Here is a 22,231-nt window from a genome sequence, read left to right as displayed (position 1 = left end):
AATGAGTATTTTAGAAGTTAAAAATTTAAGTCACGGTTTTGGTGACCGTGCAATTTTTGAAGATGTGTCTTTCCGTCTCCTCAAGGGTGAGCATATCGGCTTAGTCGGTGCCAATGGTGAAGGAAAATCAACCTTTATGAGCATCGTGACAGGTAAGATGTTGCCAGATGAAGGGAAGGTGGAGTGGTCCAAATATGTGACTGCTGGCTATCTAGATCAGCACGCTGTGCTAAAGGAAGGTCAAACCGTGCGTGATGTCTTGCGTACAGCCTTTGATGAGCTATTTAAAGCAGAAGCTCGTATCAATGACCTCTATATGGAAATGGCAGAAGACGGAGCAGATATTGACGCGCTAATGGAAGAAGTTGGCGAACTCCAAGACCGTTTGGAGAGTCGAGATTTCTATACCTTGGATGCTAAGATTGATGAAGTAGCGCGTGCTCTCGGTGTCATGGACTTTGGCATGGATACGGATGTAACTGCCTTATCAGGTGGACAAAGAACCAAGGTGCTTTTGGCTAAACTCCTCCTCGAAAAGCCAGATATTTTGTTGCTTGACGAGCCAACCAACTACTTGGATGCTGAACACATTGACTGGCTCAAGCGTTATCTACAAAACTATGAGAATGCCTTTGTCCTTATTTCGCATGATATTCCTTTCCTCAACGACGTAATCAATATCGTCTATCATGTTGAAAATCAACAGTTGACGCGTTACTCTGGTGACTACTACCAGTTCCAAGAAGTTTATGCTATGAAGAAATCTCAACTGGAAGCAGCCTATGAGCGTCAACAGAAAGAGATAGCGGACCTCAAGGATTTCGTAGCCCGCAATAAAGCCCGTGTTGCAACACGAAACATGGCCATGTCCCGTCAAAAGAAACTCGACAAGATGGACATCATCGAACTTCAAAGTGAGAAACCAAAGCCATCCTTTGATTTCAAACCAGCTCGTACACCTGGGCGCTTTATCTTCCAAGCCAAGGACTTGCAGATTGGTTATGACCGTCCACTTACTAAACCCTTAAACCTAACCTTTGAACGCAATCAAAAGGTTGCAATTATTGGGGCCAATGGTATTGGGAAAACAACCCTCTTGAAGTCTCTCTTGGGCATTATTCCGCCAATCGCTGGAGAAGTCGAACGTGGCGACTACCTAGAACTTGGCTACTTTGAGCAAGAAGTAGAAGGTGGCAATCGTCAAACCCCTCTTGAAGCCGTCTGGAATGCCTTTCCTGCCCTTAATCAAGCAGAAGTTCGTGCAGCCCTTGCTCGTTGTGGTTTGACAACTAAGCATATCGAAAGCCAGATTCAGGTCTTATCAGGTGGTGAACAAGCCAAGGTGCGTTTCTGTCTCTTGATGAACCGTGAAAACAACGTCTTAGTGCTGGACGAGCCGACCAACCACTTGGATGTGGATGCCAAGGAAGAACTCAAACGCGCTCTCAAAGAATACAAGGGTTCTATCCTTATGGTTTGCCACGAACCAGACTTTTATGAAGGCTGGATGGACCAAATCTGGGACTTTAACAAGCTAACTTAAAAGCACTAAAAAGGCCAAGTCGAAATGACTTGGCTTTTTTGACTAGTAATTTAAAAAGCTTTCAACTTCAGATTTCTCAATTTCTTTACCATAGTGGCAAATCGGACAAGAAACGAAGTAGCTTTTACCATAAGGGAAAAGTGGAATCCAGTAGAGGGTGAACTTGCGTCCAGTTTCTACAATCTCCCAAGTGTCAACATTGTTACAGTGACCACATTCGATCGCAGTTTGCGTATGTCCCAAATCTTTCTGATAACCTTTAGAACCCCAAAATAAAATCATTTCATCGTCTCCTTATCTGTTGATGGCTTATTTTTTGCTGAAGTCGTAGTCCTTGACTACTTCGATACTGTCAATGGTGATAGCGGTAGTTGGTTTGTCTTTCTCATCTTTTTCAGCTTTGGCAATCTTGTCAACAACGTCCATGCCATCGATGACTTGACCAAAGACAGGGTGTTTGCCGTCTAGACTTGGATTTCCACCTTCTTTATAGGCTTCGATGATTTTCTTTGGATACTTGCTTGTAGGGAGTTTAGCTGAAATATCTGTTGAGTTTTGGTTGATGAAGAACTGGCTACCGTTGGTGTTTGGTTGTCCAGTGTTAGCCATAGCAAGGGCTCCTCGGATATTGTATAGGTAAGGAGAGATTTCATTTTTGAAACCAGTTCCCTTGTCCTTTGTTTTATCCTTATCATGCCAGATAGATTGTCCACCTGTACCATCTCCCTTAGGATCTCCAGTTTGGACCATAAAGCCATCGATGACACGGTGGAAGGTGATGCCGTTATAGTAGCCTTCCTTAGCGTGAGTAAGGAAGTTTTCAACCGCAAGAGGTGCTAGTTTTGGAAAGAGTTTGATTCGTATATCGCCTTGATTTGTGTGTAAAATGACTTCAGCTTCATCTTCGGCAACCTCTTTAGAAAGTTGAGGGAAGTTGGCATTTTCATTGGTCAAAGCGTCATTCAAATCTTTGGCAGCTTGAGCAGCTGCTTTTGAGCTTTCTTCAGCTGAGATACTCGAGTCAACATAGTCATCACCACGGAGACCACGTTGGATACTAGTACATCCAGCAAGGGCAACAGTTGATAGTAAAAGAAGGGTTGCTAGTTTTTTCATTGTTTTCCTCTCAAAAATTCATTTCTACCATTGTACCCTAAAAGAGAGGTGATTTCAAATGTTAATGATTTTACTAAAAATTTCTAGTAGTAAAAAAATTAAAACTCTGTCAAGTTTTTTTCTTGACACCTGTCGAAAATCTGCTATAATTGAACATGTGCTAAATAGCTCAGCTATTTCACCGAAATAAAAAATAAGAAAAGAGACATTAAAAAATGGCAGTTAAAATCCGTTTGACTCGTATGGGTTCTAAGAAAAAACCTTTCTACCGTATCAACGTAGCAGACTCACGTTCACCACGTGACGGACGTTTCATCGAAACAGTTGGAACTTACAACCCACTTGTTGCTGAAAACCAAGTGACTTTGAAAGAAGACCGCGTTCTTGCATGGTTGGCTGATGGAGCTCAACCTTCAGATACAGTTCGCAACATCCTTTCAAAAGAAGGCGTATTGAAAAAATTCCACGATTCTAAATTCTCAAAATAAGTTTAAAGTAGGTTGACAGATGGATACGATTGAAAATCTCATTATTGCGATTGTGAAACCTTTGATTTCACAACCTGATGCCTTAACTATCAAGATCGAAGACACACCAGAATTTTTGGAGTATCACTTGGATCTTGACCAAAGCGATGTCGGTCGTGTTATCGGTCGTAAAGGTCGCACTATCTCAGCGATAAGAACGATTGTCTACTCTGTCCCAACTGAAGACAAAAAAGTAAGAATCGTTATCGATGAAAAATAAAAAAAGCGGGACAGATGTCTCGTTTTTTTGTGGAGGAGAAGATGAAGGATTTAACGTTTAGACAATTACAAGCTTACTTACTCGAACATTACCAGCAATCTCGAACCGAGGAAGGCCTCTTTATCAAGCTAGTGGAGGAAGTCGGAGAGGTAGCAGAGGTCTTGAATGGGCGCTCTGGTCGAAAAGAGGGTGTCCAGGACTCAAATGAGGAACTAGCCAAAGAACTGGCAGATATTATTCACTACACTGTCGCAATTGCGGCCATCAACGATATTGACCTAACCAAAAGCATCTTTGACAAAGATAAGAAGGCTGCCATTAAGTACCAGCATGAACGAGATTTGGAAGGATTTTTGGAGGGAAAATATCTATAGTGTCTTTTTTCCCCAACTTGTGAAAATCCCTGGAACGTGATAAAATAAAGGATAAGGGTTTTTAATAAATCATTGTTATAGAATGAGTGGATTTCTTTATGAAACGGTTTGAAGTAACTACACAAATTGGCAGTCTCTCTGTTACTTATAAAAAGCAAAAGAAAGTGCTTGTTTGTTTAAATGGTGCAGGTTTGCTACCAAGTTATGAAAATTTTTCACTTATACTTGAAAAACTTCCCCCCACAATTGGTTATTTGACAATTGATTTTCCAAACACTGGTAGAAGTCCGATTCATGACCAAGCTGGAAAAAATTTAGATAATCTTGCAGATGCGGTTTATCAAGTACTTGAAGAGTTGGCGATTTCTGAATGTATACTTTGTGTACATAGTTTGAGTGGAATTTTAGCTTGCAAATTGATGAACAAATCAATTAAGTGTCAGGCTTTAGTAGCAATTGAACCAACAACTAAAAAAGTAATGTTTTCTGATTTTTCAGAAAATCCTTATCCAGAAATGGAAGAGCAAATGAGACTGATTGAAGAGTGTGGCCCCGAAGTCTATTTTAAGAACATAACTCAAGCAGCATTTAGCTCTGAAACTAATGAAGAAATCTGGGATTTAGTGCAAGAAAAAGATTCAGAGTTGGAAAGACAAGTTCCAGAATTTCATATATATTGTGAGATTACTGAGAAAGATTTTGAGAATGTATCTATAGAAGCTCATATTCCCGTTTTTATTTTTTGTCAGGCTTATAGAGAAAAAGAGTACAGAGAATCAGAGTATTGGACTTCCAATACTAAGCTCATTTTAGGAGGGAATCACCATTATTTACAATGGTCAGAATCAGAAAAAATTGCGAATATTATTCGAGAATTGTCAGAATAAGATGGAAAGAAGGAGAGTACAGGAGACAAGATGAACTACTTTAATGTTGGAAAAATCGTCAATACGCAGGGTCTACAGGGTGAGATGCGAGTCTTGTCTGTGACGGATTTTGCTGAGGAACGGTTTAAAAAAGGGGCAGAGCTGGCTTTATTTGATGAAAAAGATCAGTTTGTCCAAACAGTGACCATCGCAAGTCACCGTAAGCAGAAGAACTTTGACATTATCAAGTTCAAAGATATGTACCATATCAATGCGATTGAAAAGTACAAGGGTTATAGTCTCAAGGTCGCTGAGGAAGATTTGAACGATTTAGATGATGGTGAATTCTACTATCACGAGATTATCGGTTTGGATGTTTACGAGGGAGATAACTTGGTTGGAACCATCAAGGAAATTCTGCAACCAGGAGCCAATGATGTCTGGGTGGTCAAACGAAAAGGTAAGCGAGATTTGCTTTTACCTTACATTCCGCCAGTAGTTCTCAATGTTGATATTCCAAACAAGCGGGTCGAAGTGGAAATCTTAGAAGGGTTAGATGATGAAGATTGATATTTTAACCCTCTTTCCTGAGATGTTTTCTCCGCTGGAGCACTCGATTGTTGGAAAGGCTCGAGAAAAAGGGCTCTTGGATATCCAGTACCATAATTTCAGAGAATACGCTGAAAAGGCCCGTCATGTTGACGATGAGCCCTATGGAGGCGGTCAGGGGATGTTGCTCCGAGCTCAACCCATTTTCGATGCTTTTGATGCTATTGAAAAGAAAAATCCCCGTGTCATTCTTCTTGATCCTGCAGGTAAACAGTTCGATCAGGCTTACGCTGAAGATTTGGCTCAGGAAGATGAACTGATCTTTATTTGTGGTCACTATGAAGGGTATGACGAGCGTATCAAGACCTTGGTAACCGATGAAATTTCCCTAGGAGACTATGTTTTGACTGGAGGAGAATTGGCGGCCATGACCATGATTGATGCGACCGTGCGCTTGATTCCAGAAGTGATTGGTAAGGAGTCTAGTCACCAGGATGATAGCTTCTCTTCGGGACTTCTCGAATATCCTCAGTATACTCGCCCTTATGACTATCGAGGCATGGTCGTGCCAGATGTGCTCATGAGTGGGCACCATGAAAAGATTCGCCAGTGGCGACTGTATGAGAGTCTAAAGAAAACCTACGAGCGCAGACCTGACCTGCTAGAAAACTATCAACTGACAGCCGAAGAAGAAAAGATGCTGGCTGAAATCAAAGAAAACAAAGAATAAAGGAGAACCTTATGCAAGTAATCAAACGTAATGGAGAAATTGCTGAATTTGATCCAGATAAAATTTACCAAGCTGTCCTAAAAGCAGCTCAAACAGTTTATGTTTTGACTGATGACCTACGTCAAAACCTAGCGCAAGTTACTAAGAAAGTCGTTTTGGACTTGGAAGAAGCAAAAGTGGAACGTGCCACTATCAGCATGATCCAATCAATGGTTGAGCATCGCTTACTTGGAGCTGGTTACATCACAATTGCAGAACACTATATCTCTTATCGTTTGCAACGCGATTTGGAGAGAAGTGGTTATGGCGACCATATCGCCGTTCATCTTCATTTTGAACAAATCCGTTAAGAAAAAGAGTGGGATGCAAAGAACATCTCACTCTTTCTTAAATAGACTTTTCTGAGCTTTTTGTACAGTTGAGGGAACGAAACGAAGTCGCTTAATGTCACTGATACGAATGATTCGTGTCACGTTTTTGGAAAAATTTTTGACGATAATTTGTTGGCGATTAGCATCGTGTTTGACAATATCACCCGTAAAACTTGTCTCAGCAAGTATAACATGAACAGCCGTCTTTTTCTGGATGGCTTGTTCAATCATAGCAGTGAGGGAGTTATCCTCGATTTGAGGATGATCATCATTCCCATTGAGAAAACTATGTAGTTTATCTAGAACTAGTTGGAATGCCTGTCTCATAGAATCCTCCCTTCTTATATATCCACATTATATAAAATTTTCTTAAAAACCACAAGATTTTTACGAATAGACTATAGAAAGCATATCACATAAAGGAGTTAAAATGGCAGAATTTACATTTGAAATCGAAGAACACTTACTCACCTTGTCTGAAAATGACAAAGGATGGACAAAAGAACTAAATCGCGTTAGCTTTAATGGTGCCCCTGCAAAGTTTGACATTCGCGCTTGGAGCCCAGACCATACCAAAATGGGCAAGGGAATTACTCTTACAAATGAAGAATTTCAGGTAATGGTCGATGCCTTTAAAGGGCAACAATAAAAAGAATCTTGAGTGCAACTCAAGATTCTTTTTTTAGGACACAATATAGTCACACAGAGAAGTTTTAGACAATTGAATAAAAGTCTCTCTAAACTCTTCAGGTGGTATTGGATTATCTTTACGAATCCAGACTTCAATGAAAGAGATTGCCATGGTCGTAATGATATAAGCGATGTCCTCTTTATTAAAATTATATTTCAGTTGGTAATTGACATTCTTTAGTACCCACTCTGAGTATGTTCCACGCAGAAATTCCTTCCAACATGGGTCGGCTTGTGTAGTATACAAGGTGTTAACAACTTCCCTTTTTTCGTATATGAGAGGAAGTATATGGTCTGCTAAAAAGCTGATAGGATCTCCATCATTGCTAGGGCAGTACTTATTAAAGACGTTAAAAATGTCCTGATTGGTCTCTTCGTGAATGTATTCGATAATATCTTCAAAGTTGTTAAAATGCTTTTGATAAATCGCTTGTCGTGAAATACCAGCTTCAGCAGCAATTTCAGTCATTGTAAAGGAACTACGCTGAGGATTTTTCTTAGCTAGTGTGATAAGAGCCCCAATGATTAGCTCACGAGTATTCTTTGCCATAGAATTACCTTTCTACTTATAATTATTTACAGTTATTTTTGAATGAAGAAAAATCAGAATGTTCAAGTTAATATAAACAATCAATGAACATTAAATTTTCTGAATCTTTTAGGTAGCTCTATTGTATCACAAATAATTTATAAAATATAGCTCAATCATTGAAAATGCGTTTTCTGAAAAGTATACAATTGCTAAGCATCCAAAATCAATGGAAGCTTATTTGGTTTGAATCGATTAGAATACTTTTCTACTTTGCATATCGTAAATAGCTGTAATTTGAAGAATAAAACGATTAATATTCATACTGGTATAAGAATAGTCGAGTATCTAAATAGTGTATAGTTGATTCTTAGAATGGAAATAGTCCAGAACAATTGTTCTGGACTATTCTTTTATCTTGAAAAATATGGAAGGCTTTTCAATCTTTCGAGTAGGGGACGACTAATGAAACTAATGGCAATAATCTTACCAAGATCAGGGAGGATAAAGGGAAGGACGCCAACAGCGAGTGCCTTGTCAAGTGGCATACCAGCAAGGAAGTGGAGGCTGAGAATACCTCCGACAAAGACGAGGGAGTCACCCAAGAGGTTGGCTAGGAAAATGCGAATGTAGCCACTTTTTTGATGGATGAGATAAGATGTAAGTCCAGCATAGACAAGGTCGAACCAAAGATAGCCTGCACTTGGGCCGACTAAAACGTGAAATCCAGCTCCTCCCCCTGCAAAAACAGGTAAACCAATGGCACCCAGCAAGAGATAGAGAGCTACAGATAGAACAGCTTCTCTGGGTCTAAAAACAGTAGCAATCAGACCAATCGCAAAGTTTTGCAAAGTGAAAGGTACAGGACCGATAGGGAGACTGATTTGTGCCAATACGGCGATGAGAGCTGCACCGATAGCAGGGATAGCATATATATGAGCTTTTTTCAAAACTGTTAACCTCTTTTCAAAATTATAGTAACTATTATACTAACTCAGAAAGAAAAGTCAACCTATTTTTGAAATCAAGGTAACAATTTTGTAACGGCCGATTTTACAAGTAAAAAGAGACCTCAAGAGGTCTCTTGCGATAATTAGCGCATGGTTACAAATTCTTCTGAAGCGGTTGGGTGGATAGCTACTGTAGCATCAAAGTCCGCCTTGGTTGCTCCCATCTTAATAGCAACAGCGAATCCTTGAATCATCTCATCCACTCCGTAACCAAGTCCGTGAAGTCCAACAACTTTTTCGTCAGCACCGGCGGTGATGAGTTTGAAGCGAGACTCTTGACGATGGCTTGTAACGGCTGAGTACATAGATGCAAAGCTTGACTTGTAGACTTTGATGTTATCTTGGCCGTATTCTTTGATAGCTTGATCTTCAGTTAAACCGACTGTTCCGATTGCTGGGTGGGAGAAGACAATAGTAGGGATAGTCGTGTAGTCCATCTTAGCATTTGTTTTCCCGTTGAAGATGCGTTCAGATAGGGTGCGTCCTGCCTTGATGGCTACTGGGGTCAGTTCCTTCTCACCAGTAACGTCTCCAAGGGCGTAGATGCCATCTACAACTGTATTTTGATACTCATCCACTTGGATAAATCCACGTTGGTTGAGTGTGACGCCAGCCTTTTCTAACTCCAGACCGTCTACATTTGGACGGCGACCAGTAGCCCAGATAACTTGGCTGGCAGTGTGACTAGAACCATCTTCGAAATGAATGGTAATACCTTGCTCCGTTTCTTCGAGCTTGACGGGTACCTTATGTGTGTGTAAAGGTAGACCTGTTTTTTCCATTTCATTGACAAGACCTTCAACGATGTAGCTGTCAAAACCACGCAAGGGACGATCACGACGGACAAACAAATCCGTTTTTACTCCTAGAGCGTGGAGAACACCTGCTAATTCAACGGCGATATAGCCAGCTCCAAGAATCGCAACAGAGTCAGGAAGTTGCTCCCAAGCAAAGACATCGTCTGAGCTGCCACCGAGTTCAGCTCCAGGAATAGTTGGGATGCTTGGACGAGCCCCAGTCGCAATCACGATATGCTTGGCACGAATCAATTCACCATTGACGCTGACTGTGTGGGAATCAACGAAATGAGCACGACCTTCAATCAAATCAACCCCATTGCGCTTGAAACTTCCATCATAAGATGAGCGGGCACGGTCGATGTAGGCTTCACGATTTTGACGAAGTTTTGCGAAATCAAATTGAACATCTGAACTTGTAAAACCATAGTCAGGGCCGTAGTGGTGGAAGCTTTCAGCGATTTGCGCTCCATACCACATGATTTTTTTAGGAACACAGCCGACATTGACGCAGGTTCCACCTAATTTTTTCTCTTCGATAACAGCAGCTTTAGCACCGTGTTCGCCAGCGCGGTTCATAGTGGCAATGCCGCCACTTCCTCCACCGATGGCGATGATATCATATTCTCTCATAGAAAACTCCTTATAGCTTTGATAGTCATATTCTATCGTTTTTATTTTTTGAATGCAAAAATCTGCTACGGTAAAAAAATTATAAAAACGCTTGCCAAATTCAAAAAGATATTGTATTATATATCTAGAACAATAACCCAATAAACGAATACCGAACGAAATAATGATCCTGAATTGTCATTGTTTCCATCTGAACTGTTATTGTTTGGGCTTGGTGTTTCTGATATAATGGTATTTGTAAGGCAAAAATATAAAGGAGCTTGAAAATGAAAAGAAATAAAAAGGCAAAAAAATGGCAATTATACACAGCGATTGGTATTGCCAGTGCTATTGTTATCGGTGCTGCGGGAATTTTGATTTTCAGACAACCTTCCCAGTCAGCAGTCAAGGATGAAACCTCTCATATCGTTACTGCTAAGGAAGGTTCCGTTGCTTCATCGGTTCTCTTGTCAGGTACGGTTACAGCAAAAAATGAACAATACGTTTATTTTGATGCTAGTAAGGGAGATTTAGATGAAATTCTCGTTTCGGTTGGAGACAAGGTCGAAGAAGGGCAAGCTTTGGTCAAATACAGCAGTGCGGATGCTCAAGCTGCCTATGATGCAGCAGATCGTGCAGTTGCAAAGGCAGACCGTCATATCGAGGAGTTAAACAAAGCTCGTGAAAATGCATCAGCTGCACCAGCTTCTCCACAGGTTCCAACAGAAGCTGGACTCCCAGAACAGGCGCAAGCAGCGACTTCTTCAGTATCTTCTATTGATTCTCAAATCAGTGATGCCAAGGATAATCGTGCAGATGCTGTGGCTCAGCTCAACAAGGCTCAAGCTCAGCTAGATGCTGCAACTGTCCTCAGTACACTAGAAGGGACTGTAGTTGAAGTCAATCGTAATGTTTCAAAATCACCAACGGGTAACAGCCAAGTGGTGGTACATGTTGTAAGTAATGAAAACTTGCAGGTCAAAGGGGAGTTGTCTGAATACAACCTTGCTAACCTTTCTGTAGGGCAAGAAGTTACCTTTACTTCGAAGGTTTACCAAGATAAGAGCTGGACAGGAAAAATCAGCTATATTTCTGATTATCCTAAAAACAACGGAGAAGCAGCAAATGCAGCCCTTGGAGGAAATACTGGATCTAAGTACCCTTATACTGTTGATGTGACTAGCGATATCGGTGAGTTAAAACAAGGCTTCTCAGTCAGTGTGGAAGTCAAAAACAAGAGTAAGGCCATCCTTGTTCCTTTAACAAGTGTTGTTACCGAAAATGACAAAAACTATGTCTGGCTCGTTGACGACCAGAAAAAAGCGAAGAAGGTAGAAGTTACTTTGGGGAATGCGGACGCAGACAACCAAGAAATTACTTCAGGTTTGACAGACGGAGCCAAGGTCATCAGTAATCCAACATCTTCCTTGGAAGAAGGAAAAGAGGTGAAGGCTGATGAAGAAACTAATTAGTCTAAAAAATATCTGTAGGAGTTATCGAAATGGTGACCAAGAACTGCAGGTCCTAAAAAATATTAACTTAGAAGTTCAAGAAGGTGAGTTTGTCGCCATTATGGGACCGTCCGGTTCTGGTAAGTCCACTTTGATGAATACTATCGGAATGTTGGATACACCAACCAGTGGAGAGTACTACCTTGAAGGGCAAGAAGTTGCAGGTCTTGGAGAGAAACAGCTTGCCAAGGTCCGCAACCAGCAAATCGGCTTTGTCTTTCAGCAGTTCTTTCTCTTGTCCAAACTCAATGCACTTCAAAACGTCGAATTGCCCTTGATTTACGCTGGAGTTTCAGCTTCAAAACGTCGAAAATTGGCTGAGGAATTTCTGGAAAAGGTTGAGCTAACAGAGCGCAGTCATCATTTGCCTTCCGAGTTATCAGGTGGTCAAAAGCAACGTGTAGCGATTGCGCGTGCCTTGGTAAATAATCCCTCTATTATCCTAGCAGACGAACCCACAGGAGCCTTGGATACCAAGACAGGAAATCAAATCATGCAACTGTTGGTGGAGTTAAACAAGGAAGGGAAGACCATTATCATGGTCACGCATGAGCCTGAGATTGCCGCCTATGCCAAACGCCAAATTGTCATTCGTGATGGGGTCATCTCATCAGACAGTGCTCAGGTAGAAAAGGAGGAAAACTAGATGCAGAATCTGAAATTTGCCTTTTCATCCATCATGGCCCATAAGATGCGTTCCTTCCTCACCATGATCGGGATTATCATCGGAGTTTCGTCTGTCGTCGTCATCATGGCTCTGGGAGACTCCATGTCTCGTCAGGTCAATAAAAACATGACCAAATCACAGAAGGATATCCATGTCTTTTTCTCTCCTATCAAAAGCAAGGACGGTTCCTTCACGCAGAAACAATCCGCTTTGACAGTCAGTGGGAGAGAAGAGGATGTTCATGTTGAACCACCAAAACCACTGGAGTCTTGGGTCAAGGAGGCTGCTAAACTTAAAGGAGTAGACAGTTACTATGTCACCAACTCGACCAACGTTACCCTATCTTATAAGGATAAAAAGGTTGAACGAGCGACTCTGACAGGCGGAAATAGCACCTACATGAACGCAGTTGAAAATGAAATCGTTGCGGGTAGAAGTCTAAGACCGCAAGACTACAAGGAATTTGCCAGTGTGATTTTGTTGGATGAAGAACTAGCCAAGAGCTTGTTTGATAGTCCAGAAGCTGCGGTTAATCAAGTCATCTCTGTCAATGAATTTAGTTACCGTGTGATTGGCGTTTATACAAGCAATGAAGCCAAAACTGCTAAAGCCTTTGGAATTGGTGGTCTTCCAATTACGACTAATATCTCTCTCGCAGCTAATTTTAATACTGATGAAATCTCGAATATCGTCTTTCGTGTCAATGATACTAGTCTAACGCAGACCTTGGGTCCAGAGTTGGCTCGAAAATTGACTGAGATTGCTGGTCTTCAGCAAGGGGAGTACCAAGTTGCGGATGCAACTGCCGCCTTCCAAGAGGTACAACAACTATTTGGTTTTATGACCACTGTTATCAGTGCCATTGCAGGAATCTCTCTCTTTGTCGGGGGAACTGGTGTTATGAATATCATGCTGGTTTCGGTGACAGAACGCACGCGTGAGATTGGTCTGCGGAAGGCTCTCGGAGCTACACGGGCTAATATCTTAGTACAGTTTTTAATTGAGTCCATGATCTTGACCTTGCTAGGTGGTGTCATCGGTCTTGGGATTGCTGCTGGAATGACCATGTTAGCCGGAGTACTGCTTCAAAACATGATTGCAGGTATCGAAGTTGGAGTTTCCCTCCCAATCGCTCTCTTTAGCTTGGCTGTGTCAGCTAGCGTTGGTATGATCTTCGGAGTCTTGCCGGCCAATAAAGCCTCTAAGCTTGATCCAATCGAAGCCCTTCGTTATGAATAAGATATAGAGCAGAAAAAACAAGATGGATAGTTGTCTGTCTTGTTTTTGTATGGATTTTCCTATCGAAAATCACTAAAAATATGATATAATGAAGTGTTAGAAAAACAGGTTTCATTAGCCTGGAAAGGAAATATTATGTCTGAAAAGAATTTTTATATTACAACACCGATTTACTATCCATCTGGTAAACTTCATATCGGTTCTGCCTACACAACTATCGCCTGTGATGTCTTAGCACGTTACAAACGCCTTATGGGCTACGATGTCTTTTATCTAACAGGTTTAGATGAGCATGGTCAAAAGATTCAACAAAAAGCAGAAGAAGCTGGGATTACACCACAAGCCTATGTTGATGGCATGGTAGTTGGAGTTAAAGAACTCTGGCAATTACTGGATATCTCATATGATAAATTTATCCGTACCACAGACGATTACCATGAAAAAGTGGTGGCTCAAGTCTTTGAACGTTTGCTTGCTCAAGATGACATCTACTTGGGAGAATACTCTGGTTGGTATTCAGTCTCAGATGAAGAATTCTTTACAGAAAGCCAGCTTGCGGAAGTCTTTCGTGATGAAGCTGGAAATGTGACGGGCGGTATCGCTCCATCAGGACATGAAGTGGAATGGGTTTCAGAAGAGTCTTATTTCCTTCGCCTCAGCAAATACCAAGACCGTTTGGTTGAATTTTTCAAATCACATCCTGACTTCATCACTCCTGATGGTCGTCTCAATGAAATGTTGAAAAACTTTATCGAGCCAGGTTTGGAAGATTTGGCAGTGTCTCGTACAACCTTTACCTGGGGTGTGCCAGTACCATCTAATCCAAAACACGTTGTCTATGTTTGGATCGATGCTCTTCTCAACTATGCGACTGCTCTTGGTTATGGTCAAGACGATCATACTAACTTTGACAAGTTCTGGAATGGAACAGTCTTCCACATGGTCGGAAAAGATATTCTCCGTTTCCACTCAATCTACTGGCCAATCCTTCTTATGATGTTGGATATCAAATTGCCAGACCGCTTGATTGCCCACGGTTGGTTTGTCATGAAAGACGGCAAGATGTCTAAGTCTAAAGGGAATGTCGTTTACCCTGAAATGCTGGTGGAACGCTATGGCCTCGATCCACTTCGTTACTACCTCATGCGTAGCCTTCCAGTTGGTTCAGACGGAACCTTCACTCCTGAGGACTATGTAGGTCGTATCAACTATGAATTGGCAAATGACCTAGGAAACCTCCTTAACCGTACGGTTTCCATGATCAACAAGTACTTTGATGGTCAAATTCCTGCCTATGTAGAGGGTGTAACAGAGTTTGATAATGCTCTTGCTGAGGTTGCAGAACAATCAATCGCAGATTACCATACACACATGGATGCAGTTGACTACCCACGTGCTCTGGAAGCAGTCTGGACTCTTATCTCTCGTACTAACAAATACATCGATGAGACAGCACCATGGGTCTTGGCCAAGGATGAAGCACTTCGTGATCAATTGGCAAGTGTTATGAGCCACTTGGCAGCTAGCCTTCGTGTCGTTGCTCACTTGATTGAACCGTTTATGATGGAAACCAGTCGCGCAGTCTTGACTCAGCTTGGTCTCGCAGAAGTTTCTAGCCTTGAGAACTTGAGCTTGGCTGACTTCCCAGCAGGTGTAACAGTAGTTGCTAAAGGAACACCAATCTTCCCACGTCTGGATATGGAAGAAGAAATTGCCTATATTAAGGAACAAATGGAAGGCAACAAACCAACCGTTGAAAAAGAATGGAATCCAGATGAAGTCGAACTCAAACTCAACAAGGAAGAAATCAAGTTTGAAGACTTCGATAAGGTTGAAATTCGTGTCGCAGAGGTCAAAGAAGTTTCTAAAGTGGAAGGTTCTGATAAGTTGCTCCAATTCCGCCTAGATGCTGGTGATGGTGAAGATCGTCAAATCCTCTCAGGAATTGCCAAATACTATCCAAACGAACAAGAATTGGTCGGCAAGAAAGTCCAAATCGTTGCCAACCTCAAACCACGCAAGATGATGAAAAAATATGTCAGCCAAGGGATGATTCTCTCAGCTGAACATGATGGACAATTAACCCTTCTCACAGTTGATCCAGCTGTACCAAACGGAAGTGTGATTGGGTAATAGCGAAAAACCAACGTGCCTAACGTTGGTTTTTCTTGTTATGTACGAGATTTTCTAAGAAGTGGTCCATCTCCTTTTGCGACCGGAGGACAATTACTTTATCAGGGTAGGTTTCTTGAACCCGTTGATAGCGTTCTTTAGCATTCTTTGTCCGTCCGTCCCAGAGAATCCATCTGATAAAGTCCCAGTCAAAGCGTTCAGGGCAACCTGCAGCCATACTTTCTCTGACCTTGCCTCGGTATGTGAGATACCGTTTAAAGGCTCGAAAGAGACAAGTCCATGGTGAAAAGTTGAGAAAGATAATTTGGTCAGCTTCCAGCATTCTTTCTTCATAGCAACACCAAGAGTAGTTGCCGTCGATGACCCAAGCTTCGTGCTTTGTGAGAAAGTTTTTCATCTCGGTCAACATCCATTCGCGGTCACTATCTTGCCAACCAGGTTGAAATTGGAGTGTGTCCATATGCAGTTTGGGGATGGAGTAGTAGTTTGACAACTTTTCAGCTAGAGTTGACTTGCCAGCTCCAGAATATCCGATGATTGCGATTTTCATTTTCTACCTTTTCTGATTAGAGGACAAAAAAACAGCCTCTATGGACTGTTTCTTATTTAGCAAGTTTAGCTGAAAGACGAGCTTTGTCGCGGCTTGCTTTGTTTTTATGAATCAAACCTTTAGTTTCTGCTTTGTCGATAGCTGAGCTAGCAGCACGGAAAAGTTCTTCAGAAGGGTTTGCTTCGAAAGCTTTGATAGCAGTACGCATAGCTGATTTTTGAGCTGAGTTTTTTTCGTTTTGTTTAACGTTCAATTCAGCGCGTTTGATAGCTGATTTAATGTTTGCCAATGTTCTTACCTCCATATTTACTAACTATACCATTATATATGAAAACTTAGGTTTTGACAAGGGGAAATTATTTTTTTAGGTAAATTTCATCGATTTCATGGTTTTTAGTCTTGTGGAGAATGACCTCGGCGCGATTCCTTGTCGGTTCGATATAGTTTTGTAGATTTGTGAGATTAATACTGGTCCAAACATGATGTGCAAAGGCTTCAACTTCTCCAATTGGCATTTGCGTAAAGCGGTGGTAGTAGCTGTTGGGATCATTTTGGGCAAAGCTGAGCAGTTTTAAGAAACGATCCAGATACCAACTTTCAATGTCCTCGACAGCAGCATCCACATAGATGGAGAAATCAAAGAAATCAGTGATGTAAAGGCGCTCATTTTGAGGATTTTGAAAGACATTAATCCCCTCGACAATGACAAAATCAGCAGCTTTGACACGTTGTTTCTCTCCAGGAACGATGTCATACACTTCATGAGAATAGACAGGAATATCGACATCTTGCCCATTCTTTAGGCGATCAAGAAAATTCAGCAAGGCTTCCATATCATAACTTTCAGGAAAACCTTTGCGATTTAAGATATCTTGGTCCATCAAGGTTTGATTGGGATAGAGAAAACCGTCAGTTGTCACTAGCTCTACAGTAGCATCCGGTAGAGTACGTGATAGAAGAATCTGAAGTAAGCGACTAGTAGTCGATTTGCCCACAGCAACACTTCCAGAAACCCCAATAATAAAAGGCTGAGATTTACTTTCGCGTTGAAGAAAAATTCCTTTTGAAAATGCCAAATCATCCTTAGTGCGCTTGTAAATGTGGATAAGATGGACTAGGGGAAGATAGACATCTGTTACGTCCTGTAGACTAATCTGGTCATTGAAACTCTTGATGGATTCTAATTCTTCCTCTGTCAAGGGAGGGGTTGTTTTGCGATGCAATGATTGCCAAGTCTGGCGACTGATTTTTTCAAAATGTAAAAATTCGTTGGTCATTTGTTTTCCCCTAGATATTTTGTTTATCATACCATAAAAAGCTAAAAAGATAAAGCGGTTTCTTGATGGTAGTAAGTCAATATTGTATAATAGAGGTAGATGGAGGTTGAATAATCTAATGATGAGATAGGGAATGGTTTCTGAAGACTTATCAGTTATTGAAAGTGGGCTTTTTGGTTCACAACTTATAGGAGGTGTGTCATGAAAATCTTAAAAAGTTATATATTGGAACTCTGTTTTATTTTAAGTTTTGCCTTACCTTTTATAAGGGGAGCGAATGCGGATAATGGTAGACGCTTTGTAGAAACCTATTACGGTTTTACCTTCTTAATGGATCATCTCCTTGTAACAGCTATCTTTATCTGTTCGCTCTTGATTGCCTGGCTAGTAAAAAAGCAGTGGACGAAATGGCTTGCTGCTGGTAGTTATCTATTTTTGATTTTGTGGATTGCTACAGAGGGTTATTTATTCCGTATGTCACTAGAAGATTTGATACGACTTTGGACAAGTTTGGAAATCTTGACACAAACTTATCAGTTGGGTTTTTATCTAAACATCATATTGGGAATCTTGTTGATAATAAAGTATTTTAAGGTTAAGAAATAGTAATAAAAATGCGCCTGATTGCAGACGAACTGTTTTTTCCTGACTATGATAATTTGTAGTTCCCGATAGATTGTAATGTATTTCTAATAATTGAAAGAGATTGAAGAAAAGGTTTTTTGACTAGGATTCTTCAGTCTTTTTCATTTGCTCATCACTTTGTAAACGATTTACAATTCAAGCCAAATTATGGTAAAATAGTTTTATGAGTAAAATGTATTATGCAGAAAATCCTGATGCTGCTCACGACATTCATGAGTTGAGAGTGAAGTTGTTGGGAGAAAACATGACCTTTTTGACGGATGCGGGTGTTTTTAGCAAGAAAATGGTTGACTTTGGGAGTCAGCTTTTATTGAAGTGTCTAGAGGTTAACAAAGGAGAAACGGTCCTTGATGTAGGCTGTGGATACGGGCCATTGGGTTTGTCATTGGCCAAGGCTTATGGAGCTCAGGCAACTATGGTCGATATCAATAATCGCGCTCTAGACTTAGCGCAACAAAATGCTGAACGTAATAAAGTAGAAGCAACGATTTTCCAATCCAATATCTATGAACAAGTTGAAGGGAAGTTTGACCATGTTATTTCCAATCCGCCGATTCGAGCGGGCAAACAGGTTGTTCATGAGATTATCGAAAAGAGCAGAGATTTCTTGAAAGACAGAGGAGATTTAACCATCGTCATTCAGAAAAAACAAGGAGCTCCAAGTGCTAAAAGTAAGATGGAAGACGTTTTTGGAAATTGTGAAATCGTAAAGAAAGATAAGGGATATTATATCCTTAGAAGTGTGAAAGAATGAGAGCAGTTGATTTAATTCAAAAGAAACGAGATGGTCAAGAACTGACTACGGCTGAAATCAAATGGTTGGTAGAAGGCTATGTGGCTGGAACTGTTCCAGACTATCAGATGTCTGCTTTTGCTATGGCTGTTTATTTTAAAGGAATGACCACACGTGAGATTTCTGATCTAACGATGAATATGGTCAAGACAGGTCAGGAGTTTGACTTGTCAGCTATTGATGGGGTTAAAGTTGATAAGCATTCGACTGGTGGTGTAGGTGATAAGGTGACTTTAATCTTGGCTCCCCTTGTTGCGAGTTTCGGTGTTCCCGTAGCTAAAATGAGTGGTCGTGGTCTTGGCCATACTGGTGGGACAATTGATAAATTGGAGTCCATTAAGGGTTATCAAGTTGAGCGAAGTCGAGAAGATTTCATTCGTCAGGTACAGGACATTGGTGTATCTGTCATTGGGCAGTCCGATCAGCTGGTTAAAGCAGATAAACTTCTCTATGCCCTCCGAGATGTGACCGCAACTGTCGACACGATTCCTTTGATTGCGAGTTCGGTGATGAGCAAGAAAATTGCTGCAGGAGCGGATGCCATTTTGCTAGACGTAACGGTCGGTGAGGGTGCCTTCATGAAGACGGTTGATGAGGCGCGCGAATTGGCTCAAACCATGGTGGATCTTGGTAAGGCTGTTGGTCGAAAGACAGTAGCAGTCATTACCGATATGAGTCAGCCCTTGGGAAGAGCTATTGGCAATCGTCTCGAAATCCTTGAGGCATTGGAGATTTTACAAGGGAAAGGCCGAGAAGATATTAGTCACTTTATCTGCGAGCTAGCTCAGATTATGCTTGGGTTGGCTGATATTGAGAAAACGATCGAGGAAATCCGTCAACACCTGGAAAATGGCCAAGCACTGGCTAAGTTTGAAGAAATGGTAGCAGCACAAGGTGGCGATTTAGAAGATCTCTATCGCCCAGTCAAAGTTGCCCATGTGCTGGAAATTCCAGCTCAAGATACAGGTGTTATTTCAGCCCTTCCAGCTATGGAATTTGGGCTCTATGTCATGAGACTAGGAGCTGGTCGTGCAGTCAAGTCTGATGACTTGGACTATGAAACAGGGATTGTTTTTGAAAAGAAAGTTGGAGACTCCGTTCAAAAAGGAGAAATTGTTGCAAAAGTTTATACAAATGGAAAAATTTCTTCTGAACTAGTTACAGAATTTCAAAAATATGTTAAAATAAATGATGGAGTGCAAAGTTTACGAGAAATTATAGAAATTATCTCATAAAACCAGGGAGAATCCGAATATGAAGTTAAATAAATATATTGATCATACGCTTTTAAAGCAAGATGCAAGTCAAGAACAAATTGATCGTTTGCTATCTGAAGCGCGTGAGTATGACTTTGCCAGCGTTTGTGTCAATCCCACATGGGTTAAACATGCGAAAACAGGGCTTGATGGCTCAGATGTAAAAGTTTGTACAGTAATAGGTTTTCCTTTGGGAGCAACAACTTCAGCTGTGAAAGCTTTTGAAACAAAAGAAGCTGTTCAAAACGGTGCGGATGAGATTGATATGGTTATCAATGTTGGTGCCCTCAAATCAGGCAATCTGGATTTGGTTGAATCGGACATCCGTGCTGTCGTAGAAGCAAGTGGTGACAAGTTGGTTAAGGTCATTATTGAAGCTTGCTTGTTGACAGACGATGAAAAGGTTGTGGCTTGCCAATTATCCCAGAAAGCAGGCGCTGACTTTGTCAAAACATCAACTGGATTTTCAACTGGTGGTGCCACTATAGAGGATGTTCAGTTGATGCGTAAAACAGTCGGGCCAGATATGGGAGTTAAGGCAGCTGGTGGAGCTCGTTCATATGCAGATGCTGTCGCTTTTGTGGAAGCAGGCGCTACCCGTATCGGAACATCTGCTGGTGTAACAATCTTAAAAGGAGAATTAGCAGATGGCGACTACTGAGTTGATTGAACTAGCAATTGAAACCAGCAAACAAGCCTATGTCCCCTATTCTCACTTTCCTATCGGAGCTGTTTTAGTAGCCAAGGATGGTAGTATTTATACGGGTGTAAACATCGAGAATGCTAGCTATCCCTTGACTAATTGTGGAGAGCGTACTGCTATTTTTAAAGCAGTTTCGGAAGGGCAACGGGAGTTTTCAGAGTTGATTGTCTACGGACAAACTGAAAAACCCATCTCGCCATGTGGTGCTTGTCGCCAGGTCATGGTTGAATTTTTTGAACAAGATCTAAAAGTGACTTTAGTCGCTAAAGATAAATCGACGGTCGAGATGACGGTCGGGGAGTTACTTCCATACTCATTTACAGACTTAAATTAGTCTGGGCCACTCTTATAGTGGCTGTGGTCTGTGTGACCAAACAATCCATACTTGCAACATCGTTGCACATCTTATTTAGGAGGTTCAGTAATGAACAAGAAACAATGGCTAGGCCTTGGTCTAGTTGCAGTAGCAGCAGTTGGACTTGCTGCATGTGGTAACCGCTCTTCTCGTAACGCAGCTTCATCTTCATCAGAAATGAAGACCAAAGCAGCAATCGTAACAGATACTGGTGGTGTTGATGATAAATCATTTAACCAATCAGCTTGGGAAGGTTTGCAAGACTGGGGTAAAGAACACAATCTTTCTAAAGATAAAGGTTATACTTACTTCCAATCAACAAGCGAAGCAGACTATGCTAACAACTTGCAACAAGCGGCTGGAAGTTACAACCTGATCTTCGGTGTTGGTTTTGCCCTTCACAATGCAGTTGAGGAAGCAGCAAAAGACCACTCTGACCTAAACTATGTCTTGATTGATGATGTGATTGAAGGTCAAAAGAATGTTGCGAGCGTAAGATTTGCAGATAATGAAGCAGCTTACCTTGCTGGTGTTGCAGCAGCGAAAACTACGAAAACAAAACAAGTTGGTTTTGTAGGTGGTATTGAATCTGAAGTTATTTCACGTTTTGCAGCTGGATTCAAAGCTGGTGTTGAATCAGTAGACCCATCTATCAAAGTCCAAGTTGACTATGCTGGTTCATTTGGTGATGCTGCCAAAGGTAAAACAATTGCAGCAGCTCAATATGCTGCCGGTGCAGACGTTGTCTACCAAGCAGCTGGTGGTACAGGTGCTGGTGTCTTTGCTGAAGCAAAATCATTGAACGAAAACAAAAATGAAAACGAAAAAGTTTGGGTTATCGGTGTAGACCGTGACCAAGCAGCAGAAGGTAAATACACTTCTAAAGATGGTAAAGAATCTAACTTCGTTCTTGTATCTACATTGAAACAAGTTGGTACAACTGTAAAAGATATTGCCAACAAAACAGAAAAAGGTGAATTCCCTGGTGGACAAGTGATTGTTTACTCATTGAAAGATAAAGGGGTTGAGCTAGCAGTAACAAACCTTTCAGAAGAAGGTAAAAAAGCTGTTGAAGATGCAAAAGCTAAAATCCTTGACGGAAGCGTAAAAGTTCCTGAAAAATAATGGATAAAAGTCATTTCTTAGGAAGCGGCCATTGGTCGCTTCT

At 41.2% G+C, this 22,231-nt stretch carries 28 protein-coding genes; 19 read left to right on the top strand and 9 right to left on the bottom strand.

Annotated elements, in window-relative coordinates:
- Position 1: 1 nt before the first annotated feature.
- Positions 2-1,543 carry an ABC-F family ATP-binding cassette domain-containing protein gene (locus HMPREF0849_RS05890; protein WP_000025356.1) on the top strand — a complete coding sequence of 514 codons (1,542 nt, stop codon included), beginning with the start codon at positions 2-4 and terminating at the stop codon, positions 1,541-1,543.
- Positions 1,544-1,585: 42 nt separating this feature from the next.
- Here HMPREF0849_RS05890 and HMPREF0849_RS05885 read toward each other — a convergent pair whose 3' ends face one another.
- Together HMPREF0849_RS05885 and HMPREF0849_RS05880 are read right to left on the bottom strand one after the other, a co-directional pair.
- Positions 1,586-1,825, bottom strand: coding sequence for a zinc-ribbon domain-containing protein (locus HMPREF0849_RS05885; RefSeq protein WP_000600215.1), 240 nt, complete (start codon positions 1,823-1,825; stop codon positions 1,586-1,588).
- Between the two features lie 27 nt (positions 1,826-1,852).
- Positions 1,853-2,659 (bottom strand): peptidylprolyl isomerase, encoded by an 807-nt coding sequence (locus HMPREF0849_RS05880; RefSeq protein WP_000731931.1) that lies wholly within the window; start codon positions 2,657-2,659, stop codon positions 1,853-1,855.
- 215 nt (positions 2,660-2,874) lie between these two features.
- On the opposite strand from HMPREF0849_RS05880, the gene rpsP reads away from it, so the two are divergent.
- The 7 genes from rpsP (at position 2,875) to HMPREF0849_RS05845 (ending at position 6,275) form a co-directional block, all read left to right on the top strand.
- Entirely contained in the window at positions 2,875-3,147 is a 273-nt protein-coding gene (rpsP, locus tag HMPREF0849_RS05875; protein ID WP_000268760.1) for a 30S ribosomal protein S16, read from the top strand.
- A 19-nt stretch (positions 3,148-3,166) separates the two neighbouring features.
- Entirely contained in the window at positions 3,167-3,406 is a 240-nt protein-coding gene (gene kphA, locus HMPREF0849_RS05870; RefSeq protein WP_000379617.1) for an RNA-binding protein KphA, read from the top strand.
- 41 nt (positions 3,407-3,447) lie between these two features.
- Positions 3,448-3,780 carry a MazG nucleotide pyrophosphohydrolase domain-containing protein gene (locus tag HMPREF0849_RS05865; RefSeq protein ID WP_000654120.1) on the top strand — a complete coding sequence of 111 codons (333 nt, stop codon included), beginning with the start codon at positions 3,448-3,450 and terminating at the stop codon, positions 3,778-3,780.
- A gap of 98 nt (positions 3,781-3,878) precedes the next feature.
- Entirely contained in the window at positions 3,879-4,667 is a 789-nt protein-coding gene (locus HMPREF0849_RS05860) for an alpha/beta fold hydrolase (protein WP_000819214.1), read from the top strand.
- A 30-nt stretch (positions 4,668-4,697) separates the two neighbouring features.
- Positions 4,698-5,216 carry a ribosome maturation factor RimM gene (gene rimM / locus HMPREF0849_RS05855; protein ID WP_001105888.1) on the top strand — a complete coding sequence of 173 codons (519 nt, stop codon included), beginning with the start codon at positions 4,698-4,700 and terminating at the stop codon, positions 5,214-5,216.
- Positions 5,206-5,925, top strand: a complete 720-nt coding sequence (gene trmD, locus HMPREF0849_RS05850; protein ID WP_000686930.1) for a tRNA (guanosine(37)-N1)-methyltransferase TrmD — start codon at positions 5,206-5,208, stop codon at positions 5,923-5,925. Before rimM ends, trmD begins: the two co-directional genes overlap by 11 nt.
- Before the next feature lie 11 nt (positions 5,926-5,936).
- Positions 5,937-6,275 carry an ATP cone domain-containing protein gene (locus HMPREF0849_RS05845; RefSeq protein WP_001196045.1) on the top strand — a complete coding sequence of 113 codons (339 nt, stop codon included), beginning with the start codon at positions 5,937-5,939 and terminating at the stop codon, positions 6,273-6,275.
- A gap of 27 nt (positions 6,276-6,302) precedes the next feature.
- Here HMPREF0849_RS05845 and HMPREF0849_RS05840 read toward each other — a convergent pair whose 3' ends face one another.
- On the bottom strand, positions 6,303-6,623 hold the full coding sequence (locus tag HMPREF0849_RS05840; protein WP_001248071.1) for a hypothetical protein: 321 nt from the start codon (positions 6,621-6,623) through the stop codon (positions 6,303-6,305).
- 103 nt (positions 6,624-6,726) lie between these two features.
- Here HMPREF0849_RS05840 and HMPREF0849_RS05835 point away from each other — a divergent pair, with 103 nt between their 5' ends.
- Complete coding sequence (locus HMPREF0849_RS05835; RefSeq protein ID WP_000807418.1) at positions 6,727-6,945, top strand: YdbC family protein; 219 nt, start codon at positions 6,727-6,729, stop codon at positions 6,943-6,945.
- A 33-nt stretch (positions 6,946-6,978) separates the two neighbouring features.
- Here the strand turns inward: HMPREF0849_RS05835 and HMPREF0849_RS05830 are convergent, their stop codons facing one another.
- The 3 genes from HMPREF0849_RS05830 to gor all read right to left on the bottom strand — a co-directional run bounded on the left by HMPREF0849_RS05830 (position 6,979) and on the right by gor (position 9,955).
- Positions 6,979-7,536: a TetR/AcrR family transcriptional regulator gene (locus HMPREF0849_RS05830; protein WP_001107626.1), complete on the bottom strand. Its 558-nt coding sequence runs from the start codon at positions 7,534-7,536 to the stop codon at positions 6,979-6,981.
- Between the two features lie 392 nt (positions 7,537-7,928).
- Positions 7,929-8,465 carry a biotin transporter BioY gene (locus tag HMPREF0849_RS05825; protein WP_000709011.1) on the bottom strand — a complete coding sequence of 179 codons (537 nt, stop codon included), beginning with the start codon at positions 8,463-8,465 and terminating at the stop codon, positions 7,929-7,931.
- Positions 8,466-8,608: 143 nt separating this feature from the next.
- Positions 8,609-9,955, bottom strand: a complete 1,347-nt coding sequence (gene gor / locus HMPREF0849_RS05820) for a glutathione-disulfide reductase (protein WP_001209557.1) — start codon at positions 9,953-9,955, stop codon at positions 8,609-8,611.
- Positions 9,956-10,221: 266 nt separating this feature from the next.
- On the opposite strand from gor, the gene HMPREF0849_RS05815 reads away from it, so the two are divergent.
- The 4 genes from HMPREF0849_RS05815 (at position 10,222) to metG (ending at position 15,484) form a co-directional block, all read left to right on the top strand.
- The gene (locus HMPREF0849_RS05815; protein ID WP_000827870.1) at positions 10,222-11,406 is read left to right on the top strand and encodes an efflux RND transporter periplasmic adaptor subunit; all 1,185 of its coding nucleotides are present in this window, start codon (positions 10,222-10,224) and stop codon (positions 11,404-11,406) included.
- On the top strand, positions 11,390-12,091 hold the full coding sequence (locus HMPREF0849_RS05810; RefSeq protein ID WP_000733797.1) for an ABC transporter ATP-binding protein: 702 nt from the start codon (positions 11,390-11,392) through the stop codon (positions 12,089-12,091). Before HMPREF0849_RS05815 ends, HMPREF0849_RS05810 begins: the two co-directional genes overlap by 17 nt.
- The gene (locus HMPREF0849_RS05805; RefSeq protein WP_001180397.1) at positions 12,092-13,351 is read left to right on the top strand and encodes an ABC transporter permease; all 1,260 of its coding nucleotides are present in this window, start codon (positions 12,092-12,094) and stop codon (positions 13,349-13,351) included. It abuts the gene before it with no gap.
- 135 nt (positions 13,352-13,486) lie between these two features.
- The gene (gene metG / locus HMPREF0849_RS05800) at positions 13,487-15,484 is read left to right on the top strand and encodes a methionine--tRNA ligase (protein ID WP_001291400.1); all 1,998 of its coding nucleotides are present in this window, start codon (positions 13,487-13,489) and stop codon (positions 15,482-15,484) included.
- Positions 15,485-15,503: 19 nt separating this feature from the next.
- On the opposite strand, the gene HMPREF0849_RS05795 is transcribed toward metG, so the two are convergent.
- The 3 genes from HMPREF0849_RS05795 to coaA all read right to left on the bottom strand — a co-directional run bounded on the left by HMPREF0849_RS05795 (position 15,504) and on the right by coaA (position 17,311).
- Positions 15,504-16,034: a DNA topology modulation protein gene (locus HMPREF0849_RS05795; protein WP_000684211.1), complete on the bottom strand. Its 531-nt coding sequence runs from the start codon at positions 16,032-16,034 to the stop codon at positions 15,504-15,506.
- A gap of 52 nt (positions 16,035-16,086) precedes the next feature.
- Positions 16,087-16,323 (bottom strand): 30S ribosomal protein S20, encoded by a 237-nt coding sequence (gene rpsT, locus HMPREF0849_RS05790; protein WP_001274000.1) that lies wholly within the window; start codon positions 16,321-16,323, stop codon positions 16,087-16,089.
- A 67-nt stretch (positions 16,324-16,390) separates the two neighbouring features.
- Positions 16,391-17,311, bottom strand: a complete 921-nt coding sequence (gene coaA, locus HMPREF0849_RS05785) for a type I pantothenate kinase (RefSeq protein ID WP_000180522.1) — start codon at positions 17,309-17,311, stop codon at positions 16,391-16,393.
- 201 nt (positions 17,312-17,512) lie between these two features.
- Between coaA and HMPREF0849_RS05780 the strand changes: the two genes are divergently transcribed.
- The 6 genes from HMPREF0849_RS05780 (at position 17,513) to HMPREF0849_RS05755 (ending at position 22,188) form a co-directional block, all read left to right on the top strand.
- Positions 17,513-17,917 (top strand): hypothetical protein, encoded by a 405-nt coding sequence (locus HMPREF0849_RS05780; protein WP_000698115.1) that lies wholly within the window; start codon positions 17,513-17,515, stop codon positions 17,915-17,917.
- Positions 17,918-18,119: 202 nt separating this feature from the next.
- Positions 18,120-18,710 carry a class I SAM-dependent methyltransferase gene (locus tag HMPREF0849_RS05775; protein WP_009013637.1) on the top strand — a complete coding sequence of 197 codons (591 nt, stop codon included), beginning with the start codon at positions 18,120-18,122 and terminating at the stop codon, positions 18,708-18,710.
- A complete protein-coding gene (locus HMPREF0849_RS05770) occupies positions 18,707-19,984 on the top strand; it encodes a pyrimidine-nucleoside phosphorylase (protein WP_001202987.1) in 1,278 nt (425 codons plus the stop codon). The genes HMPREF0849_RS05775 and HMPREF0849_RS05770 overlap by 4 nt, the downstream gene beginning before the upstream one ends.
- A gap of 19 nt (positions 19,985-20,003) precedes the next feature.
- Positions 20,004-20,666, top strand: a complete 663-nt coding sequence (gene deoC, locus HMPREF0849_RS05765) for a deoxyribose-phosphate aldolase (RefSeq protein ID WP_000773696.1) — start codon at positions 20,004-20,006, stop codon at positions 20,664-20,666.
- Positions 20,653-21,042 carry a cytidine deaminase gene (locus HMPREF0849_RS05760; RefSeq protein ID WP_000246111.1) on the top strand — a complete coding sequence of 130 codons (390 nt, stop codon included), beginning with the start codon at positions 20,653-20,655 and terminating at the stop codon, positions 21,040-21,042. Before deoC ends, HMPREF0849_RS05760 begins: the two co-directional genes overlap by 14 nt.
- A 90-nt stretch (positions 21,043-21,132) precedes the next feature.
- A complete protein-coding gene (locus tag HMPREF0849_RS05755) occupies positions 21,133-22,188 on the top strand; it encodes a BMP family lipoprotein (protein WP_001036150.1) in 1,056 nt (351 codons plus the stop codon).
- Positions 22,189-22,231: the final 43 nt, after the last annotated feature.

It is taken from the genome of Streptococcus sp. C300, assembly GCF_000187645.1.
In the GTDB taxonomy this organism is placed as follows: Bacteria; Bacillota; Bacilli; order Lactobacillales; family Streptococcaceae; genus Streptococcus; species Streptococcus oralis_CQ.
Note: the sequence above shows the minus strand (reverse complement) of the source record. Positions and strands in the feature narration are given on the sequence as shown.

Excerpts from the sequence above, each read along its gene's own strand:
- HMPREF0849_RS05890 (WP_000025356.1), top strand. The coding sequence starts at position 2 with ATGAGTATTTTAGAAGTTAAAAATTTAAGTCACGGTTTTGGTGACCGT.
- HMPREF0849_RS05885 (WP_000600215.1), bottom strand. The coding sequence starts at position 1,825 with ATGATTTTATTTTGGGGTTCTAAAGGTTATCAGAAAGATTTGGGACAT.
- HMPREF0849_RS05880 (WP_000731931.1), bottom strand. The coding sequence starts at position 2,659 with ATGAAAAAACTAGCAACCCTTCTTTTACTATCAACTGTTGCCCTTGCT.
- rpsP (WP_000268760.1), top strand. The coding sequence starts at position 2,875 with ATGGCAGTTAAAATCCGTTTGACTCGTATGGGTTCTAAGAAAAAACCT.
- kphA (WP_000379617.1), top strand. The coding sequence starts at position 3,167 with ATGGATACGATTGAAAATCTCATTATTGCGATTGTGAAACCTTTGATT.
- HMPREF0849_RS05865 (WP_000654120.1), top strand. The coding sequence starts at position 3,448 with ATGAAGGATTTAACGTTTAGACAATTACAAGCTTACTTACTCGAACAT.
- HMPREF0849_RS05860 (WP_000819214.1), top strand. The coding sequence starts at position 3,879 with ATGAAACGGTTTGAAGTAACTACACAAATTGGCAGTCTCTCTGTTACT.
- rimM (WP_001105888.1), top strand. The coding sequence starts at position 4,698 with ATGAACTACTTTAATGTTGGAAAAATCGTCAATACGCAGGGTCTACAG.
- trmD (WP_000686930.1), top strand. The coding sequence starts at position 5,206 with ATGAAGATTGATATTTTAACCCTCTTTCCTGAGATGTTTTCTCCGCTG.
- HMPREF0849_RS05845 (WP_001196045.1), top strand. The coding sequence starts at position 5,937 with ATGCAAGTAATCAAACGTAATGGAGAAATTGCTGAATTTGATCCAGAT.
- HMPREF0849_RS05840 (WP_001248071.1), bottom strand. The coding sequence starts at position 6,623 with ATGAGACAGGCATTCCAACTAGTTCTAGATAAACTACATAGTTTTCTC.
- HMPREF0849_RS05835 (WP_000807418.1), top strand. The coding sequence starts at position 6,727 with ATGGCAGAATTTACATTTGAAATCGAAGAACACTTACTCACCTTGTCT.
- HMPREF0849_RS05830 (WP_001107626.1), bottom strand. The coding sequence starts at position 7,536 with ATGGCAAAGAATACTCGTGAGCTAATCATTGGGGCTCTTATCACACTA.
- gor (WP_001209557.1), bottom strand. The coding sequence starts at position 9,955 with ATGAGAGAATATGATATCATCGCCATCGGTGGAGGAAGTGGCGGCATT.
- HMPREF0849_RS05815 (WP_000827870.1), top strand. The coding sequence starts at position 10,222 with ATGAAAAGAAATAAAAAGGCAAAAAAATGGCAATTATACACAGCGATT.
- HMPREF0849_RS05810 (WP_000733797.1), top strand. The coding sequence starts at position 11,390 with ATGAAGAAACTAATTAGTCTAAAAAATATCTGTAGGAGTTATCGAAAT.
- HMPREF0849_RS05805 (WP_001180397.1), top strand. The coding sequence starts at position 12,092 with ATGCAGAATCTGAAATTTGCCTTTTCATCCATCATGGCCCATAAGATG.
- metG (WP_001291400.1), top strand. The coding sequence starts at position 13,487 with ATGTCTGAAAAGAATTTTTATATTACAACACCGATTTACTATCCATCT.
- HMPREF0849_RS05795 (WP_000684211.1), bottom strand. The coding sequence starts at position 16,034 with ATGAAAATCGCAATCATCGGATATTCTGGAGCTGGCAAGTCAACTCTA.
- coaA (WP_000180522.1), bottom strand. The coding sequence starts at position 17,311 with ATGACCAACGAATTTTTACATTTTGAAAAAATCAGTCGCCAGACTTGG.
- HMPREF0849_RS05780 (WP_000698115.1), top strand. The coding sequence starts at position 17,513 with ATGAAAATCTTAAAAAGTTATATATTGGAACTCTGTTTTATTTTAAGT.
- HMPREF0849_RS05775 (WP_009013637.1), top strand. The coding sequence starts at position 18,120 with ATGAGTAAAATGTATTATGCAGAAAATCCTGATGCTGCTCACGACATT.
- HMPREF0849_RS05770 (WP_001202987.1), top strand. The coding sequence starts at position 18,707 with ATGAGAGCAGTTGATTTAATTCAAAAGAAACGAGATGGTCAAGAACTG.
- deoC (WP_000773696.1), top strand. The coding sequence starts at position 20,004 with ATGAAGTTAAATAAATATATTGATCATACGCTTTTAAAGCAAGATGCA.
- HMPREF0849_RS05760 (WP_000246111.1), top strand. The coding sequence starts at position 20,653 with ATGGCGACTACTGAGTTGATTGAACTAGCAATTGAAACCAGCAAACAA.
- HMPREF0849_RS05755 (WP_001036150.1), top strand. The coding sequence starts at position 21,133 with ATGAACAAGAAACAATGGCTAGGCCTTGGTCTAGTTGCAGTAGCAGCA.